Below are 16,997 nucleotides of genomic sequence, written 5' to 3'. Positions count from 1 at the left end.
CTGCTCCTATCAGCTCAAGTTCCTGAAGGGGGCCCGCTTGGGAGCGTTCTAGCAGGGTACCAGAGCATCCTGCCGTTGCTCTTCCGAGCCAGCAGCCGATCCCCAGTATTCTGGCTCCACCTCTTCAAGGATGGCTTCGGCAGCCGATGTCTGGTGCAGGGAAACCACCTCTCCATCGCGGATAACAAATGGGTGACTACACTTGGGACATTGATGGACACGATAGGCGCTACCTTGTACCCCTTCAATGACCTCTGGGTGAAGCAGATAGAAGGTAATGGCCTTCTCTGCCACTGCCGACATCGGCTCCCGCTCCACGGCAGCCCGAATCTTCAGATTCCGGTGCAGCTCAGGTGAGAGATACAGGGTCACCTTCTGCTTGGACTCTGTGCCTTCCACTACCTCTGGCCGATGATTCATGGCTAACCGCTTTCTTTGAATTGCTTGCCAAACTTGGGGCCTATCATAGCCAGTCTGCCGGCTTGACGGCAAGTTTTTAACAATCTGTAACAAACAATTTTCTTGATGGCCCTCTGTGGATACCTGCGGCTGGGGGAGTAGGCTAGGTGGAAGACAAGGAGCGGAATGTCCAATCCCTATGGAACGCTTGATCAACACCCTCAGCAAAAATTTCTCTAGCTGGGGCCGCCGTGCCCTGGTGCAGGCCAGCGATGGTTTGGCCAGCTTGAGAGACACTGCCGTGGATAACGGCAATCTGTTACTCTGCAAGGCTCGCATCGCGTTCGCGGATGCCAGCTTCACCACCCTAAAGGCAATTCGGTCTCGCTTTGGCGCCAGTCGCTGACGGTTGGGCAGAAGCACCCTGCTAGCCGCCCAGATCTTGCAGCCGATAGAGGCTGGCATAGAGCCCGCTGAGGGCCATGAGCTCGGCATGGGATCCCTGCTCTTTGAGTTCCCCCCGCTGCAGAACCAAGATGCGATCCACATCGCGGATGGTGGAAAGGCGGTGGGCGATGATCAGGGCGGTGCGATCCCGCAGCAGGGTGTCTAGAGCGGATTGCAGGAGGGCTTCGGTGCCCACATCCAGGCTGGCGGTGGCTTCGTCCAAAACCAAGATTTTGGGATCCCGCCACATGGCCCGCACAAAGCTGATAAGCTGTTTCTGGCCGCTGGAGAGGTTGCTGCCCCGCTCTCGCACAGGGGTGGCGTAGCCTTGGGGCAAATTGCGGAGGAAGTCATGCAGGTTGAGTTGGCGGGCGACCTGCTCCACTGCCGCTAGATCTGCCTTCTCTCCTAGGGTGATGTTTTGCTGGATATCCCCGGAAAACAAAAATCCATCCTGCAGGATTACCCCTAGGTGGCGGTGCAGCTCAGCCTGGGGGAGATCCCGAATATCAACGCCGTCAATGCGAATAGATCCCTGGGTTACGTCGTAGAGACAGCAGAGCAAGCGAATGATGGAGCTTTTCCCGGCTCCCGTGGGCCCCACCAGGGCCACTTTTTCTCCGGGGCGGATGGTGAAGGTGAGGTCTTTGAGCACCCACTCCCCGGGGTTGTAGGCAAACCAGACGTGCTCGAACTGCACCTCTCCTCTGGCATTGGGGGGCAAGTGGCGGGGCTGAGCGGGATCCCGGATGGCGACCGGCAGGCTGAGGATGGCATCGATGCGCTCGACGGCGGTGAACCCCGCCTGCAGGGCGGTGAACTTTTCCGCCAACTGCCGCAGCGGGTTGAAAAACCGTTGCGAAAAGAGAATAAAGGCGTAGAGGCTGCCAAAGGTGAGGGGTTCCCCGGGCAGGGGCAGGGATCCCGTCCATCCCCCTCCAAGTGAGCCCCTACCGGCTGACATCACCTGCTGCCCGCCCACCCAGAGCAAAGCCGCCACGGCCAGCCAAGACACCCACTCCAAAACGGCAGAAAGGGCAGAATCATAAAGGATGGTTTGATCCACTTCCTGGATGTAGCGGCGGTTCATGGTTTGAAAAATCTCGCTATTGAGCCGCTCCCGGCGAAACAGTTGCACAACGACAATGCCCAAGATGTTCTCCTGGATCCAGGAGTTCAGTTTGGAGAGTTCTTCGCGCACGCGAAAGTTGGCATCCCGAAAGCGGCGCTGCAACTCGAGGACAACGGCGCTGATGGGCAGGACGATCAAGATCAGCAGCAAGCCCAGATCCCAGCGTTGGCTGAGCATGACCACCGCGATCACCCCCAGGGTAAACAGGTCGCTGACGATGCCGACGGCACCGGTGGAAAAGACATCTCCCAGGGCTTCCACATCGTTGGTGATGCGGGTGATCAGCTTACCCACCGGGGTGCGGTCGAAAAACTGAGCCGGCAAGGCCAGAATGTGGGCGAAGAGATCGTCGCGGATGTCGCGGGTCATCAACTGCCCCAGCTTTTGGCTGACATACCCTTCCAGGGCTTGGAAGAGCCAGCGAACCAGTACCGTTAGGATCAACAGCCCCACATAGGGCCAAAGGTCGGAGAGGATCCCGGCCTCACCCTGTTCCAGAGCCTGGGCAATGGGGCCATCCAGAGCCCGCTGTAGGATCAGAGGCTGCACCGCATCCGCCAGCGCCAAGGGAGGCAGAAAGGCCAAGGCGGCCAACAGTAGCTTCAGGTGCCGACGGGCGTAGGGCCAGAGGAGCCGCAGCAGCCGCCAATCGCTTTCTCGCCGAGGGCGGGGATCCCTACTTAAATCGGTATCGGGGGGAGAGGCGGCAAGGCTCACAGGCTTACACCCGAGAACAACAAAGACAACTCATAGAGAGCACTGATCTACTCTAAGCGCTCTCCCTGAGGGAGAGGGAGTTTGGGATCCGCAAGGGTTTCCTCGCCATTGGGAATGGCTATAGCTGCACCCCTAATGGCTCTGGGACGGACGGAAAACTGGCCGCTTCAGGAGCTTCTGGCCGCTCGGTTCGGGCAGGCTGTAGGCAGCTTGATGAGGAGAAACCGGCAATGTCTTACTCAACCTCTTACTCCGTGTCTTACTCGAAAATCTTTTTCCCAGTTTGGGTGGCGGGGCTGCTGTTGTTGATCGGCGGCGGGATCCTGTTTGGCCTGTTGCGGGCTTTTGGGCTACCTATTGGGGAGCTGGCCGATTGGGCCATTGGGATCGCCAGCTTTTGGTGGCTGGTGGTGATCGTCACCCTTCCCTGGAACCTCTACTTTCAGGCCAAGGCCGTTCAGCAGGAGGCGGTCGTGTCTCAGGAACGAGGGATCCCGGTGGAAGATTCGACGTTTGCCTTCCTGCAAAAGCTCAGCCGCTGGTCGTTGCGCATAGCCATTGCCCTGCATGGGCTGTCGGCTCTGGCTTTCTATGGCTTGGCCGTTGGGCAAGTCACCCCCATTGGCTACCCCAGCGCCGTGGCTGCGGTGTTGTTAACGGCTCTGCGCCCGGCCATCCGGGGCTACGAGTATTTGGCCGACCGCTTGGCCCAGTTGCAAGGGCAAATCCAGATCCCTCGCGAAGATGCCATCGAGTTGGCCGAGCGGATAAAGCAGTTGACACGCCAAGTCGAGCAGTTGCAGGAGCAATGGGATCCCGGCAAACCTGGCTCTTGGGCCCAACAAGAGGAAGAAACCCGGCGCTACCTACGGCAGGAGCTGGCCGCGCTCAAGGCCCAACTGGAACAGTTGCGGGCCAGCAACGAGCTAGACCACAGCCAACTGCGCCAAGAGACCCGCCAAGCTGTGGCTCAGCTCAGTGTGGATAGCCAATTTCTCGGCCATGTGCGGGAGATCCTGCGCTTCATCAAGGAAGCCTAGCGGGATCCGTTGTTCAGCCCTTCCAACTGGGCGGCAAATTGAGAAGGAACCAGCTTGGTGCCCACGCCGGCATCGGTCAGCAGCTCCAGCAATAGGGAATGAGGGGATCCCCCATCCAGAATGTGGGCTGCCCGTACCCCTTGTGCCAAGGCGCGAATGCAACACTGCACCTTCGGGATCATGCCGCCCTTGACGACACCGGCTTGGATCAACTGGCGAGCCGTCTCGATATCCAGCAACGTAATCAGAGAGCTGCGATCCTGAGGATCTTTGAGAATGCCAGGGGTGTCGGTGAGCAAAATCAGCTTTTCTGCCCCCAGAGAGGCCGCCAGTTCTCCCGCCACCGTATCGGCGTTGATGTTGTAGGCTTGGCCTGTCTCATCGGCAGCCACGCTGGAGATCACCGGAATCTGTCCACCTTCCAACAGGGTTTGCAGCAACTGGGGGTTGATGCTGCTCACTTCCCCAACAAAGCCGATCTCTGCCCGGCCCTGGGATCGCGCTTTGATCAAGTTGCCATCTCGCCCGCACAGCCCCACCGCCGATCCGCCGGCCAAGCTGATGAGCTGCACGATCTGCTTATTAACCTTGCCCACCAACACCATCTCCACTACTTCCATGGTGGCGGCATCGGTAACCCGCAAGCCATCCACAAACTTGAAGGGAATGTCCAGTTTTTGTAGCCAACTGTTGATCTCCGGCCCCCCCCCATGCACCAACACCGGGCGGATCCCCACACAGGCCAGAAAGACGATGTCTCGGAGCACCTCGGCCCGTCGCTCTTGATGCACCATGGCTGCGCCGCCATATTTGATGACAATGACGCGGCCCTGGTACTGCTGAATGTAGGGTAAAGCCTCGATGAGGATCTGCGCCCGCGTAAGGGGATCACACGCCGACCCGGTCGCCTCAGAAAGGGAAGAGTTGGTTTGCACTGCTGTAAGTCCCTAGAAGTCCAGAAAACCTGACCCAGAGTATCGCATTCTGCAAATCCTCAGGTATGGAACGGGATCGCCAGCAAAGGCAATAGGGACAACCCCAACCAGGCCCAACCCCGAATGGAAGAAGAATGGGGCGGGGGATCGACGGGCCCTGACTCTGCCTGCTGCAGCAGGGCATCGATACGCTCCTGCAGCCGTTGCCCTGAGTCTGAACTCACGGCCATTGCAAAGCCAACCCAGGCCGCCGCCGGTTGCTCCACCACGCCATAGCCCACCACCTGCAGCAGGGCCTCTCCCAACAGCAAGGGATCCACCCGTTGGGCCGCCCAGCGATCCGCCCGCAGTTCCCGCAGAGTGAGCAATTCCTGCCAGAGGGCCTCGGTGTTGGGCAGCCAGCCGGTGAGGCGTCGCAGCCAGCCCACCCCAAACATCCACAGGGTGTCGCGGTAGTGGCGATGGGCTTCTTCGTGAGCGATTACAGCCCGCAAGTGCTCATCATCCAACTGCTCCAGCAGGCCGCGGCTGACCACCAACTGGGCATTCCACACCCCCACTTGGGCAGCAAAAGGGATCTCCAAATCCAGCACATAGGCCGGAGAGCCATGCAAATCCACCTGGGCCAGAGCTTGCAGGTGGGCACGTCGATAGGAGCGCCAGTATTCCCAAATCCAGTGCAAGGCCACGCCGCCGGCCACGGCCAGCAACAGCAGAGCACAGCCGTAGCAGAACCAGCCCCCCACCCCGGCCATTTGTCCCCACGGCCCCATCCAGGCCAAGGCCAAAGCAGTGGTCAGCAACAGCAGCGGGGGCAGCAAGAAGTGGATCCAAGCCCGCTGCCAACGCCGGCTCCACCCGCCCCCCTTATCCAGGCGCAATTGCACCCGCCACAGCCAACTGAGGCCCAAGCCCAGCAATAACATGCCCAAGTGGCTCATCGCGGATCCCTCCTGGCTTGACGGGCTGCCCGCAGCCGTTCGGCAATCGCCTGCAACTGGGACACACTGGCCTGATCCAGGCTATCGGCAAAGGCTGCCACCGTATCGGGATCCCCTACAGCCAAAAACTGCTGCAGGTGGGTGAAGGCCCTGAGGCTGGCCGCTTCCTGACGCGAAAGACGAGGCCGCCACAGCATGGGCAGATTCCGCCCTTGGGGATCGGTGCGGCGCTCACAGCTCACCCAGCCCTTCTGGCTTAAGCGCTGCAAAACTGTAGTCACAGAGGCATAGGCCAGCTCCCGATCCGGATCGGCCAAGATGCGCTCGTGGATTTGACGGGTGCTGGCACTGCCCAGATCCCAGAGGATGTCCAAGATTTCCGACTCCAGAGGGCCCAGCGACAGTTGCTTGGGACGATGCTTGGGCAACATGAGCCTTTGCCAGTGTAGGAATTTCTATCTAGCTAGATTAACTGTTGGAGTCTCAAGCCCCGCTGCCATTTTAAGGATCCGCTAAGCTCGAAGATGGTGGTTCTTCGTACTGTTTCTTCCCATGGCTGCTCCCACCTACCACACCATCACCTTCGGCTGCCAAATGAACCGCGCCGATACCGAGCGCATGGCCGGGATCCTGGAGTCCCTGGGGTATGTGGCCACCGAAGATGAGTTGCAGGCGGACTTAGTTCTCTACAACACCTGCACCATCCGCGACAATGCTGAGCAAAAGGTCTATTCCTACCTGGGCATCCAGGCGCAGCGCAAGCGCAAAAACCCGGCCATCAAGCTCGTTGTGGCCGGCTGTGTGGCCCAGCAGGAAGGGGAAAAATTGTTGCGCCGCGTCCCTGAGCTGGATCTGGTCATGGGCCCCCAGTACGTGAACCGCCTTGGGGATCTGTTGGCGCAGGTGGAAGCCGGAAACCAGGTGGTGGCCACCGATCCGGTTGAGATCCCAGAAGACATCACCAAGCCCCGTCGCGACAGCCAGGTCACTGCTTGGATCAACGTTATCTACGGTTGCAACGAGCGCTGCACCTACTGCATCGTGCCGCGGGTGCGAGGGCAAGAGCAGTCCCGCCAGCCCCAGGCCATCCGCGCCGAAATCGAAGACGTGGCCAGAGCAGGCTATCGAGAGGTGACGTTGCTGGGGCAGAACATCGATGCCTACGGACGGGATCTGGATCCGAAAACCAACCTGGCCAGCTTGTTGCGCTTCGTCCATTCGGTGGAAGGTATTGAACGGATTCGCTTTGCCACCAGCCACCCGCGCTACTTTACCGAGGAGCTGATCGCCACCTGCGCCGAGCTGCCCAAAGTCTGCGAGCACTTCCACATTCCCTTCCAGGCGGGCAGCAACGAAGTGCTCAAGCGGATGCGGCGCGGCTACACCCACGAGCGCTATCGCCAGATCATCCAGCTCATCCGCCAATACATGCCCGAAGCCGCCATCAGCGCCGATGCCATTGTCGGCTTCCCGGGAGAGACCGAAGCTCAGTTCCAAGAAACCCTGCAACTGGTGCAGGACATTGGCTTTGACCAAGTGAACACCGCCGCCTACTCCCCTCGTCCCGGCACCCCCGCCGCCGAGTGGCCCGACCAGGTGCCTGAAGAGGAAAAAAGCGACCGCCTGCAACGGCTGAACCGACTGGTGGCCGAGGTGGCCGCCGCCCGCAGTGCCCGACTCCTAGGCCAGGTGCAAGAGGTGCTGGTGGAAGGCCCCAACCCGAAAAACCCCCGCCAGGCAATGGGGCGTACCCGCGGCAATCGCTTGGTGTTCTTTGAAGGGGATCCAGAGCAACTGCAGGGATCCCTGGTGCCGGTGCGCATTACCGCCACGCGAGCTTTTTCGCTGACCGGAGAGGCAGTTACCGTCCGCGCGAGCGGGCCATAGGATGAAGGCTCTCACAAACACAACTTTCCCCAGTTCCCTCTTGTCCGATTGCGCCGGCGGAGCGCCTCTCCAGGGAGCTGTTTCGCTGAGAAAAACCATGCCCTCCTGGGTGAACAGCTTTAAGGCAACCGCCAGGCAGTCACTGCCCTTTCCGCCACGCCGACCAGGGCACAACCACCGCCCTAGCTAGCTTTCTTCCGCGCAGCAGTAGAACGGAGCTTCATACACAACGTTTTGGCAACAGCAACAGGCCGGTGCTGGAACAGGCCCCGAATACCTGCCCTGCCTAGCGCAAGATTTCAAAATCCAAAACGGGCTCTGTCTGGGTCACGCGGTAGTACCCGGCCTGGGTACGAACCGAAGCCTGATAGGGACTGGGCAAATCTAGCGAGCGCAGGGGTGGGATGTTGGTGCGTTGGTTCAGCAGCGTGGTGAAGAAGGCGGTGGTCTGCCGGGCCTGGGAGCGCACCACCTCCTCAGGGAAAATGACCGGATCCACATTCCTGCCTGTATCCAACAGGATCCTATCCAGGGCATCTCCCACCGGATAGGAAGGATAGGCAATTTGGGCCAAGGCGGATCCAGCCGGGATCCCGACGGATAGACAACCCAGAAGAATGGCCAAAGTCAGACGCATGTGCTGGGATTCCTCCTGCGCTACAGCTTTTCCTCAACACCGGAAAAAAGCGGGGTTTGAACGTTGCCAATCAACCTTGATCCCCGTGCAGCCTACCTTTTGACCGGCAGCTAGAGCGGATTCTACTCGAAATGCCTCAATTGGCAACCGCCTGCAACCCAATGGAGGGCCAACATGACAAAGGATCTCGCCGCCGACTAGGATCAGGATGCTCTGCTTGGGATCCTTAGACCTGTGAGTGTTTGTGTTCGCCTTGCCCCCAGTCCAACTGGAAATCTGCACATCGGCACCGCCCGGACGGCAGTGTTCAACTGGCTGTATGCCCGTCGCCACGGTGGCCGGTTCATTTTGCGCATCGAGGACACCGACCGCGACCGCTCTTTGCCCCGCTACACCCGCAATATTTTGGCAGGCCTGGCCTGGTTGGGTCTGGACTGGGATGAAGGGCCGATCTACCAATCCAAGCGCATCGAGCGCTACCAAGCAGTGGTGCAGCAGCTTCTAGATCAAGGGCTGGCCTACCGCTGCTACGTCAGCGAGGCAGAGCTGGAGGAGATGCGCGCTGCCCAGAAGGCTGCCGGCAAAGCCCCCCGCTACGACAACCGCCACCGCTTTCTCACCGAAGCCCAGCGACGGGCCTACGAAGCCGAGGGTCGGCAGCCAGTGATCCGCTTCAAAATCGAGGAGCCCCTAGAGGTGTCTTGGGTGGATCTCATCCGCGGCCCCATTACCTGGAACACCCAGGATTTGGGAGGAGACATGGTCATTGCCCGAGCGGATGGCTACCCTCTCTACAACTTGGCGGTGGTGGTGGATGATATTGACATGGGCATCACCCATGTGATTCGCGGCGAAGATCACATCGGCAATACCCCCAAGCAGATTTTGCTCTACCGTGCTCTTGGCCACGAACCTCCCCAGTTTGCCCATTCTCCGCTAATCCTGAACCCGGAGGGGAAAAAGCTCTCCAAACGGGATGGGGCAACTTCGGTAGCAGAGTTCCAGCAACTGGGCTTTTTGCCGGAAGCTCTCAAGAACTATTTGGCCTTGCTCAGTTGGTCTCCTCCAGATGGAGAAGAGCTTTTCTCTCTGGAAAAGGCGGCTGCGCTGTTCGACTTTGACCGGGTTAACCGTGCGGCTGCCCGCTTTGACTGGGACAAGCTCAACTGGATCAACAGCCAGTACATCAAGCGGCTTTCCCCGCCAGAACTGGTGGAGCGGCTCACCCCCTTTTGGCAGGCGGCAGGGTTTGACCTTTCCGGAGTGCCGGATCCCACCTGGTTGGAAGATGTGGCCCGCCTGATTGCCGATGGTATCGACCGCCTGGCAGAGGCTCCTCCGCTCAGCCGCTTTTTGTTTCAGGAGCCCCTCAGCTACACGTTGCCAGCTCTGGAACAGTTGCGCCTGCCTGGGGTGGCAGAGGCTATGGCTGCTATGGCTGCCACGCTGGCTGCTGCCGAGCTGCCCCAGGTTTCGGCGGACAGCTTAAAACCGCTGGTGGATCAGGTGGCCAAGGGCCAGAACATGAAAAAGGGCCTGCTGATGAAGAGTTTGCGGGCCGCCCTGACAGGGGATCTGCAGGGGCCGGATTTGCTGGAATCTTTTGCCCTTCTCCAGCGGCGGGGCTGGGCCTTGGGGCGGTTAGAGGCTGTGCAGAAGTTGGTTTCTTGTTGATAGAAGTTTATCTCTTGCTGTTAAGCCTTCGGTTGCCTCTGTTGAAAGTGCTCCGCACCGCTGCCGCGATGGGATCCTATGCTGCTAGGCCAGCTACAGGCTGCAAACCAAATTGTCCAAGAACTGGTGCTGCTCTCTTCTCAGTTGTCTTCCCCATCCTCTTCGGACTCTGTAGAGACGAGGGAGCTGGAGCAGTGTGTGCTCAAGTTGGCCCAGACCTTGGTACGGCAGATGGTGGATCGTCTGGGTGCAGCCTCAGCTCGCCTTTGGTTTTTCGACCCGCAGGAAGGATGTTTTCAGTCGGTGGCCCATGCCGGCCTGCTCAGTCCTGCTCATGACCAAATTCAGCGGATCTACCCTGACGACAGCCCTTTGGGACGGGTGGCTCAGGAGGGTCTGCCGCTTTTGAGCAACAATCCCACCCAAGAAGCCTGGATGCCCGCCCCGGAGTGGGTGAAGGCCAATGGCTTGCGAGGCTTTGTTGCCTACCCGATTAACCGGGGGGAGGAGCGGCTGGGGGCTTTGGCTCTGCTGAGCCGGACACCTCTGGAAGCCAGCTTTCTGATTGTCAAACACGCGGGGGCAGGGCGCATCGATCTCATCATTCAGCCCAAGGCGCAACAGGACGCCGGTTCCTCTATCAACCCTCAGGCTCCCTACACCCACTTGGAGCTGAAGATCATCGACGATGGCTGCGGTATGCCGGCGTCCAAGAGTGGGGTGGATCCCGCCCAGCCGTCTGGCCATGGACACGGGTTGCTCAACATGCGCTACCGAGCCGAGTTGATCGGGGCAAGCATTGCTTGGCGTAATCGCCGCTTTGGCAGTGGCACAGTTGTAGAGCTGCGAGTCCCTCTGCCGCCGAGTCCCCGATCTTGCGGCTAGCCCCCCCTTTTCTGAGGTAGCAGACGCAGCATTTTCAGTCTCAACCTGTTCTATAGTCATTTAAGCTCAAGGGTTCCCGGTTCTCTAACCTGTCTGGTGGAGGGATCCTCTCACGCCGGCAGGACGGAGTTTTTGCGCTGTCGTTAACACTGCGAGGAGAAGCATCTGTGGCCTATCGTGTGACTTTGATCCCTGGGGATGGCATCGGCCCGGAAGTGGCCAAGGCGATGACCACGGTCTTGGAGGCTACCGGGGTTGGGTTGGAATGGATCCCGGTAGAGGCAGGGGTGGAGGTGATTGAAAAATACGGCACCCCCTTGCCGCCCCAGGTGTTGGAGTCCATTCGGGAAACCAAAGTGGCGATCAAAGGGCCGATTGGCACTCCCGTAGGTACTGGCTTTCGTTCGGTCAACGTAGCCATTCGCAAGGAGCTGGATCTCTACGCCAATCTGCGCCCGGCCAAATCCATGCTCGGTGTCAAAAGCCCTTTTCAAGACATCGACCTAGTGGTGGTGCGGGAAAATACCGAAGATCTCTATGCCGGGATCGAGTTTGAACGGGGCACGCCGGAAGCCATCCAGGCGCGGGAGGAAATGATGCGCCTTTCCGGCAAACCCATCCGCGAGGGATCCGCCATCGGCATCAAGCCCATTTCGGACTTCGGCAGCCGCCGCATTGTCAAATTTGCCTTTGAGTACGCCCGCCAGAATGGCCGCAAGAAGGTGACGGCAGTGCACAAAGCCAACATCATGAAATTCACCGATGGCTTGTTTCTGCAGGTGGCGCGGGAGGTGGCCCAGGAGTATCCCGACATCGAGTTTGAAGATCGCATCGTGGACAACATGTGCATGCAACTGATGCAAAAGCCGCAGCTCTACGATGTGCTGGTGCTCACCAACCTCTATGGGGACATCATTTCCGACTTGTGCGCGGGGATGATCGGCGGGCTGGGGGTGGCGCCGGGGGCCAACATCGGCGACGGCATTGCGGTTTTTGAGGCCATTCACGGCTCTGCTCCCAAGTACGCTGGCCAAAACAAAGTCAACCCCTGCGCTCTGATCCTCTCCGGGGCGATGATGCTGCGCTACCTAGGAGAGCGAGAGGCTGCCGCAAGGGTGGAGGCGGCGGTGCAGGCGGTGATCGCCGAGGGCAAGCAGGTCACCTATGACCTGGCCACAGGGGATCCCGTCGGCACTCAGGAAATGGCCAAGGCCATTGCTGCCCGCGTGCGGGAGATGGCTTCGCAGTAGGGTTTGGCGCCAAATGTTCTGATCCCAGGCTCCCCAAGGGAGGGGGGCTAGAGGACTCAATACCCCAAAACCGGATCCACCACCCCTAGCAAGGGATCCCCGGCCCGGAAGCGCCGCACATTTTCTCGCACCCGCTTAGAGAGGGCTGGGACAATCATGGCATCGGTAAGAGCAGTGTGGGGGGTAATCAGGCAGTTGGGCAAGCTCCAGAGGGGATGCCCATCCGGTAGGGGCTCGGGATCCGTGACATCCAAGGCGGCCCCGCGAATGACCCTCTGCTGCAGGGCGGCCACCAAGTCGGGGGTCACGATGTGCTTGCCTCGCGCCACATTCACCAGCCAGCACTGGGATCCCATCTGCTCCAACTCAGCTTGGGCGATGATCCCCTCGGTTTCCGGCGTGAGGGCCAAAGCCAGGATCACCACATCTGCCCCTGCCAACACCGTTTGCCGTTCCGCGAGTGTCACCACCCGCGTGGCCCCCGGCAAGGGATCCGCCTTGCGACGCACCACGTCGATGGAGCACTGAAAAGGCTGCAACAGCTTGATCAACTCTTGGGCGATGCCCCCGGCCCCAAAAATGACCACACGGCTACCCCAGAGGCTGGTACCGGAGCCCTCCTGCCAAGTTTGGGCCAAGGCGCGGATCTTCAAGTCGCGCAAGCCGGCCAAGGTCAAGGCCAAGGCATGTTCTGCCACCGGTTGAGCATAGACTCCCTTGCCACAAGTCCACACATAGGCAGGATGCAAAACCCCTGCCCGGACAAAAGGCTCTACCCCCGCCCAGGGCAACTGCACCCAGCGGATCCCTTTCCCTTCCGCCAGACAGCACTTCAGGCCGGGCACATCAAAGGCATCGGCCCAGACCAAGGCTTCTGCTTCTGCCAGGGGCACAATTTCGCCACCCCCTGCCAAAACAGCCTCTTTGAGCCAGGGGCGAAGATGGCCGGGTTCGACGGCAATGCGTTTGCCTTGGATGCCCATAGGAACCGTTGGATAAGGCTTTCCCCTTGCCAGGATACTGTCGGCAGAGCGAGAGATGGCATGCACGGGCAGCCGCAAAAACCGGTGATCGAGTGTTAAGGGATCCCAAAGGGATCCTGGGCCACTTCCATAGGATCGCTAGGGTGAAAATTAGGGCTGCTGTGTTGGCTCAATCCTTAAGTAGGTAGCATTCCCCAATGACCCTATCCGAACTGCTGATCTTGGTGACGCTGCTCTTTCCCGGGATCCTGTTGTCGCTCATTGTGATGGGAACCTTTGCCGCAGGGGGATAATCATCTCCCAATGACAATGGTGAAGCCCTAAAGACGTGAAGACATGTCCAAAACCAAGCTGAGCGCCTGGGTCATGGGCTGGGGGTTAGCCTGCACTGCTGCTCTCTTTTTGCCCAGCGTGGCTGCTCAAGCTCAGGTGACCCTCGGTGTGCAGCCGGTGCGGGTGGTGCAAGGGATCCCTTTGTACCAGAAGGAGGTTTGGGTTGGAGACAATCGGATCCCCGTTTCCATCGTGGTCATTTCTCTCGCAGCGGGCCAACTGCGGCCTATCTGGGCTGCACCTGCGGGGCTGGTGGGTCTGGGGGAGCTGTCTTCCTTTGGCCCCGAACAGGGAGCAGTAGCCGCCATTAACGGTGGGTTTTTCAACCGCAACACCCGTCAGCCGCTGGGGGCAATTCGTCGGGATGGCCGTTGGATCTCCAGCCCCATTTTGGGTCGTGGGGTCATCGCCTGGTCGGATGGGACGGCAGGGCAAGAAGGGGGATCCGTGCGCTTTGCCCGTCTGCAGATGCAAGCAGAGCTGCGCAATGACATTGGGGACCGGATCCCGGTGGTGGGCATCAATACAGGCTATATCCTGCCTGGCATCTCCCAGTTCACCCCCGACTGGGGATCCACCTACACCACCCAAACGGACGACGAAATGCTCGTGATGGTGCGGGAGGATCGGGTGCAAGAGATTCTGATGGCTGGCCTGGCCGGCAGTTTAACGGTACAGATTCCCAGTGAGGGGTATGTATTGGCAGGGCGGGGGCTAGAAGGTGCCCTAGAAGCCCGCAAGCTGGTTCCTGGGGATCGCCTCAGCTTTTATCTGCGCTTGGATCCGCCTGAGCTGGAAGCCTATCCTCACCTCTTGGGCGCAGGGCCGCTCTTGCTCTTGGATGGACAGGTGGTTTTGGATGCCCGATTGGAGGGATTTCAGCCTCTCTTTCGCCGGCAGCGAGCCGCCCGCAGTGCCATCGGCCAACTGGACAGCGGACATTTGCTGCTGGTTACCGCCGGCAATGCCCAGGAAAATCAAGGGCTCACCCTGCTGGAGATGGCACAGTTGATGCAGCAATTGGGCTGTCGCCATGCCCTGAACTTGGATGGGGGCAATGCTTCCACCTTGGTGCTGGGGGGAGAAGCCGTCAATTTGGAACACCGACACCCAGAAGCCAGCCCACTCAACAGCGAGACGGATCCCAGTCCCTCCCGGCGGCGCACACCCCGAGTTCACAATGGCCTAGGGTTTTTCCCAAGCCCAAGTCGGTGACAGAAAACTTTTGTGCCGGCGGGATGGAGTCTTTTCCCTTTGATCCAGGGATCGAGGGTGGGATCCCCGGACTTTCTGGCTGATTGGATGAGGGGTCAAGTATTCTCCAGGATTGGATCTACCTTCTCAACAAAAATCTCTCCTCGCCAGAGGAAGGACTCGGCTTTGATTGCGCAATGGGATCCCGGCAATCTCAGCACCCAAAGCTCCGGAGCTTGTGCAGGTCAATCTTAAGTGGGATCCAAACTGAACGCCCAATGCTCATTCTCATAACAGAAATAGAGATTAAATTAAGTAGAAAACATTGGCCTTGAGACCGGTAAGAAGAATGATCAAAGAGGCGATCTCTTGAAGAAGACGACCTCAGAGTATAAAAGGCACGCAATTCTTTACGCTTCTGCTAAATCAGATGCTGGTTTTCAAAAAAGTATTGTCAATAATCCATTTTTTGACGAAGATGATTGACGAATTTATATTTCTTCACTCTCGAGGTTAGAAATTAACTCCTTGGACTTTTGGTTACAATTCTCTCTACTACGAATGTTCGCTAATGTGTAGGCCTACCCGGCTCCCGACCAAATGTATATTTATTTTAAAAATGACTATCTCTCCTGGTGGACAAGGCTTTTGGGGTAGGTTGACCCTTGCTCCTCTCTCGTGGGTGGGCTGCTGGTACTGGCATTCCTGTTTGTGAGAGTTAATCTTATTTGGAAGAAATTGATCTTTTTCTCAAATTTTTATAGAGCACCTCTATACTCAAGTGAGATAGCCCCACACACAAGCTTCTGGGCTAGGCCTGAAATTTTATTGAGATCCCCTGTCAAAGCTTTTCAGGTATTGCCTCTTGTACCAAAAGGCTAGGATGGGCAAGAATTGTACTTTCTATTACTCTATTGGGGATGATTTGTATGCTGGCCGGAAGCAGAACCGACTCATTGACGGATACGCACAGGTGGTGTTTCATGGAATCCATAGCCGACGCTCTCCACCACTTGTAGGCCCTATAACCTAGGGCCGTGTTCTCTAGCCTGCTCGCGAGATAGAACGTGGTTTGCACTGCTTCTCCAAATCCTATGCCTTCCTCCAAGGATGCCGCTCCTGTAGCCCGCGCCAAACAGCCTGCGGCTCAAGCCAGCCCTGCTGCCGGCGAGCTTTTCCTTCAGCAGAATGGATCCCTCTCCGCCCAGTTGGTTCCCCAGGGATCCCTGCAGCTTTACACCCACCCCAGCCGGGGCATGTTTACGCCCGTCATGGCTCAGGCGATGCGCTTGGCAGGCCAGGGAACGCGGGTGCTGATCGTGCAATTTCTCAAGGGTGGGATCAATCAGGGGCCCGCAAATCGTCTCTCCCTGGGCAGATCCTTGGAGTGGGTTCGTTGTCGCCTGCACCGGTGCATCGATACACCTCACCTAGAGCCTGAGGAGCGGGTGGCATTGGATGAGCTGTGGCAATTTACCCAGGAGGCTGTCAGGAGTGGCCGCTATGACTTGGTGGTGTTGGATGAGCTGAGCTTGGCTGTGAAGTTGGGCCTGATCCCAGAAGCGGAAGTGCTGAGCTTAATCGACCAACGCCCCATCTCCATGGACATGGTGATCACCGGGCCGGAGATGCCAGATTCGTTTCTGGAGCGGGCCGACTTGATCACGCAGCTGCGCCTACGTGGCATCCCAGGCCCAGGGCTGCGCACTGCCGATGGGAATGTTGCCTGTTCTCTGGATCCCCCTCAAGTCAGCGGCACAGGTGCTATGCCTACAGCAGCCCATGTTGCTCCGCACCGCTAGCGCAAACAGTTTCCGCTCCGAAAGACCTAGGCAACACGGGTCGCATCAGGGGGGCGGAGTCCCAATAAGACTGGAGCTTGTCCACCAGATGTGCCCTCACTCTCCAGGAAGCCGGCTGTAGCCATGTTGAAAAACGACCGCTGGATCTGTGAGCAAGCGCGGCGAGGGATGATCGAGCCCTTCTGTCCTGAGCTGGTGCGCGCTGTTGAATCTCGGCCCGTTTTGAGTTACGGGCTGTCTTCCTACGGCTACGACATCCGCTTGTCGCCGGTGGAGTTCAAGATCTTCCGCCATGTGCCCGGCACAGTGGTGGATCCCAAGCGGTTTAACCCCAAGAATCTGGAAGCGGTGGAGCTGCACCACGACGAGATGGGGGATTACTTTATCATCCCGGCCCACTCCTATGGGTTGGGGGTGTCTTTGGAGCGGCTGCAAGTTCCGGATAACATTACCGTGATCTGCATTGGCAAATCTTCCTATGCCAGGGTGGGCCTGATTGCCAACCTGACGCCCGCTGAGGCGGGATGGCGGGGTTATCTCACCCTGGAGTTTTCCAACGCCTCTAGCGCCGACTGCCGTGTGTACGCCAACGAAGGGGTGGTCCAGCTTCTGTTTCTGGAAGGGGATCCCTGCCAAGTGACCTACGCCGACCGCGCCGGCAAGTATCAGGATCAGCCGCAGCAGGTGGTGGTGGCCAAGGTTTAGCTGCTTCCCTCAAAAGGGAGAGGGTTGGCGGGATCC

The 16,997-nt window shown here is 58.9% G+C and carries 16 protein-coding genes; 9 read left to right on the top strand and 7 right to left on the bottom strand.

Translation table 11 applies throughout. The annotated features are described in order from the left end of the window. Positions 1–48: 48 nt before the first annotated feature. Positions 49–420 carry a hypothetical protein gene (locus ACVWY9_RS01380; RefSeq protein ID WP_041436554.1) on the bottom strand — a complete coding sequence of 124 codons (372 nt, stop codon included), beginning with the start codon at positions 418–420 and terminating at the stop codon, positions 49–51. Between the two features lie 178 nt (positions 421–598). Between ACVWY9_RS01380 and ACVWY9_RS01375 the strand changes: the two genes are divergently transcribed. Beyond that, complete coding sequence (locus ACVWY9_RS01375; protein WP_041436551.1) at positions 599–805, top strand: hypothetical protein; 207 nt, start codon at positions 599–601, stop codon at positions 803–805. A 21-nt stretch (positions 806–826) separates the two neighbouring features. On the opposite strand, the gene ACVWY9_RS01370 is transcribed toward ACVWY9_RS01375, so the two are convergent. After that, complete coding sequence (locus ACVWY9_RS01370; RefSeq protein ID WP_457387284.1) at positions 827–2,695, bottom strand: ABC transporter ATP-binding protein; 1,869 nt, start codon at positions 2,693–2,695, stop codon at positions 827–829. 230 nt (positions 2,696–2,925) lie between these two features. Here ACVWY9_RS01370 and ACVWY9_RS01365 point away from each other — a divergent pair, with 230 nt between their 5' ends. Beyond that, entirely contained in the window at positions 2,926–3,735 is an 810-nt protein-coding gene (locus ACVWY9_RS01365; protein WP_457387283.1) for a hypothetical protein, read from the top strand. On the opposite strand, the gene argB is transcribed toward ACVWY9_RS01365, so the two are convergent. From argB to ACVWY9_RS01350, 3 genes are read right to left on the bottom strand one after another with little or no spacing between them, the layout of a single operon-like run. Further along, positions 3,732–4,670 (bottom strand): acetylglutamate kinase, encoded by a 939-nt coding sequence (argB, locus tag ACVWY9_RS01360; protein WP_414329128.1) that lies wholly within the window; start codon positions 4,668–4,670, stop codon positions 3,732–3,734. The genes ACVWY9_RS01365 and argB overlap by 4 nt on opposite strands. Before the next feature lie 59 nt (positions 4,671–4,729). After that, positions 4,730–5,611 (bottom strand): M56 family metallopeptidase, encoded by an 882-nt coding sequence (locus ACVWY9_RS01355; RefSeq protein ID WP_457387282.1) that lies wholly within the window; start codon positions 5,609–5,611, stop codon positions 4,730–4,732. After that, the gene (locus ACVWY9_RS01350; RefSeq protein WP_011433287.1) at positions 5,608–6,042 is read right to left on the bottom strand and encodes a BlaI/MecI/CopY family transcriptional regulator; all 435 of its coding nucleotides are present in this window, start codon (positions 6,040–6,042) and stop codon (positions 5,608–5,610) included. Before ACVWY9_RS01350 ends, ACVWY9_RS01355 begins: the two co-directional genes overlap by 4 nt. A gap of 121 nt (positions 6,043–6,163) precedes the next feature. Between ACVWY9_RS01350 and miaB the strand changes: the two genes are divergently transcribed. After that, complete coding sequence (gene miaB / locus ACVWY9_RS01345; protein ID WP_457387281.1) at positions 6,164–7,498, top strand: tRNA (N6-isopentenyl adenosine(37)-C2)-methylthiotransferase MiaB; 1,335 nt, start codon at positions 6,164–6,166, stop codon at positions 7,496–7,498. Between the two features lie 286 nt (positions 7,499–7,784). On the opposite strand, the gene ACVWY9_RS01340 is transcribed toward miaB, so the two are convergent. Beyond that, complete coding sequence (locus ACVWY9_RS01340; protein WP_457387280.1) at positions 7,785–8,135, bottom strand: hypothetical protein; 351 nt, start codon at positions 8,133–8,135, stop codon at positions 7,785–7,787. Positions 8,136–8,369: 234 nt separating this feature from the next. Between ACVWY9_RS01340 and gltX the strand changes: the two genes are divergently transcribed. The 3 genes from gltX to ACVWY9_RS01325 all read left to right on the top strand — a co-directional run bounded on the left by gltX (position 8,370) and on the right by ACVWY9_RS01325 (position 11,944). Then, complete coding sequence (gltX, locus tag ACVWY9_RS01335; protein WP_457387279.1) at positions 8,370–9,809, top strand: glutamate--tRNA ligase; 1,440 nt, start codon at positions 8,370–8,372, stop codon at positions 9,807–9,809. Between the two features lie 78 nt (positions 9,810–9,887). Then, positions 9,888–10,694: a GAF domain-containing sensor histidine kinase gene (locus tag ACVWY9_RS01330; protein ID WP_457387278.1), complete on the top strand. Its 807-nt coding sequence runs from the start codon at positions 9,888–9,890 to the stop codon at positions 10,692–10,694. A gap of 167 nt (positions 10,695–10,861) precedes the next feature. Next, positions 10,862–11,944: an isocitrate/isopropylmalate dehydrogenase family protein gene (locus ACVWY9_RS01325; protein WP_457387277.1), complete on the top strand. Its 1,083-nt coding sequence runs from the start codon at positions 10,862–10,864 to the stop codon at positions 11,942–11,944. A gap of 56 nt (positions 11,945–12,000) precedes the next feature. Here ACVWY9_RS01325 and ACVWY9_RS01320 read toward each other — a convergent pair whose 3' ends face one another. Then, a complete protein-coding gene (locus ACVWY9_RS01320; protein WP_457387276.1) occupies positions 12,001–12,927 on the bottom strand; it encodes a D-isomer specific 2-hydroxyacid dehydrogenase family protein in 927 nt (308 codons plus the stop codon). Positions 12,928–13,263: 336 nt separating this feature from the next. Here ACVWY9_RS01320 and ACVWY9_RS01315 point away from each other — a divergent pair, with 336 nt between their 5' ends. The 3 genes from ACVWY9_RS01315 (at position 13,264) to dcd (ending at position 16,961) form a co-directional block, all read left to right on the top strand. Continuing rightward, the gene (locus tag ACVWY9_RS01315; protein ID WP_457387275.1) at positions 13,264–14,475 is read left to right on the top strand and encodes a phosphodiester glycosidase family protein; all 1,212 of its coding nucleotides are present in this window, start codon (positions 13,264–13,266) and stop codon (positions 14,473–14,475) included. 1,073 nt (positions 14,476–15,548) lie between these two features. Then, positions 15,549–16,256 (top strand): cob(I)yrinic acid a,c-diamide adenosyltransferase, encoded by a 708-nt coding sequence (locus tag ACVWY9_RS01310; protein ID WP_414521783.1) that lies wholly within the window; start codon positions 15,549–15,551, stop codon positions 16,254–16,256. A gap of 123 nt (positions 16,257–16,379) precedes the next feature. Further along, positions 16,380–16,961, top strand: coding sequence for a dCTP deaminase (dcd, locus tag ACVWY9_RS01305; RefSeq protein WP_011433274.1), 582 nt, complete (start codon positions 16,380–16,382; stop codon positions 16,959–16,961). Positions 16,962–16,997 lie beyond the last annotated feature (36 nt).

It is taken from the genome of Thermostichus sp. OS-CIW-31 (assembly GCF_054060305.1).
The sequence above is the reverse complement of the archived record's forward strand: the minus strand, read 5'-3'. Positions and strand labels throughout refer to the sequence as shown.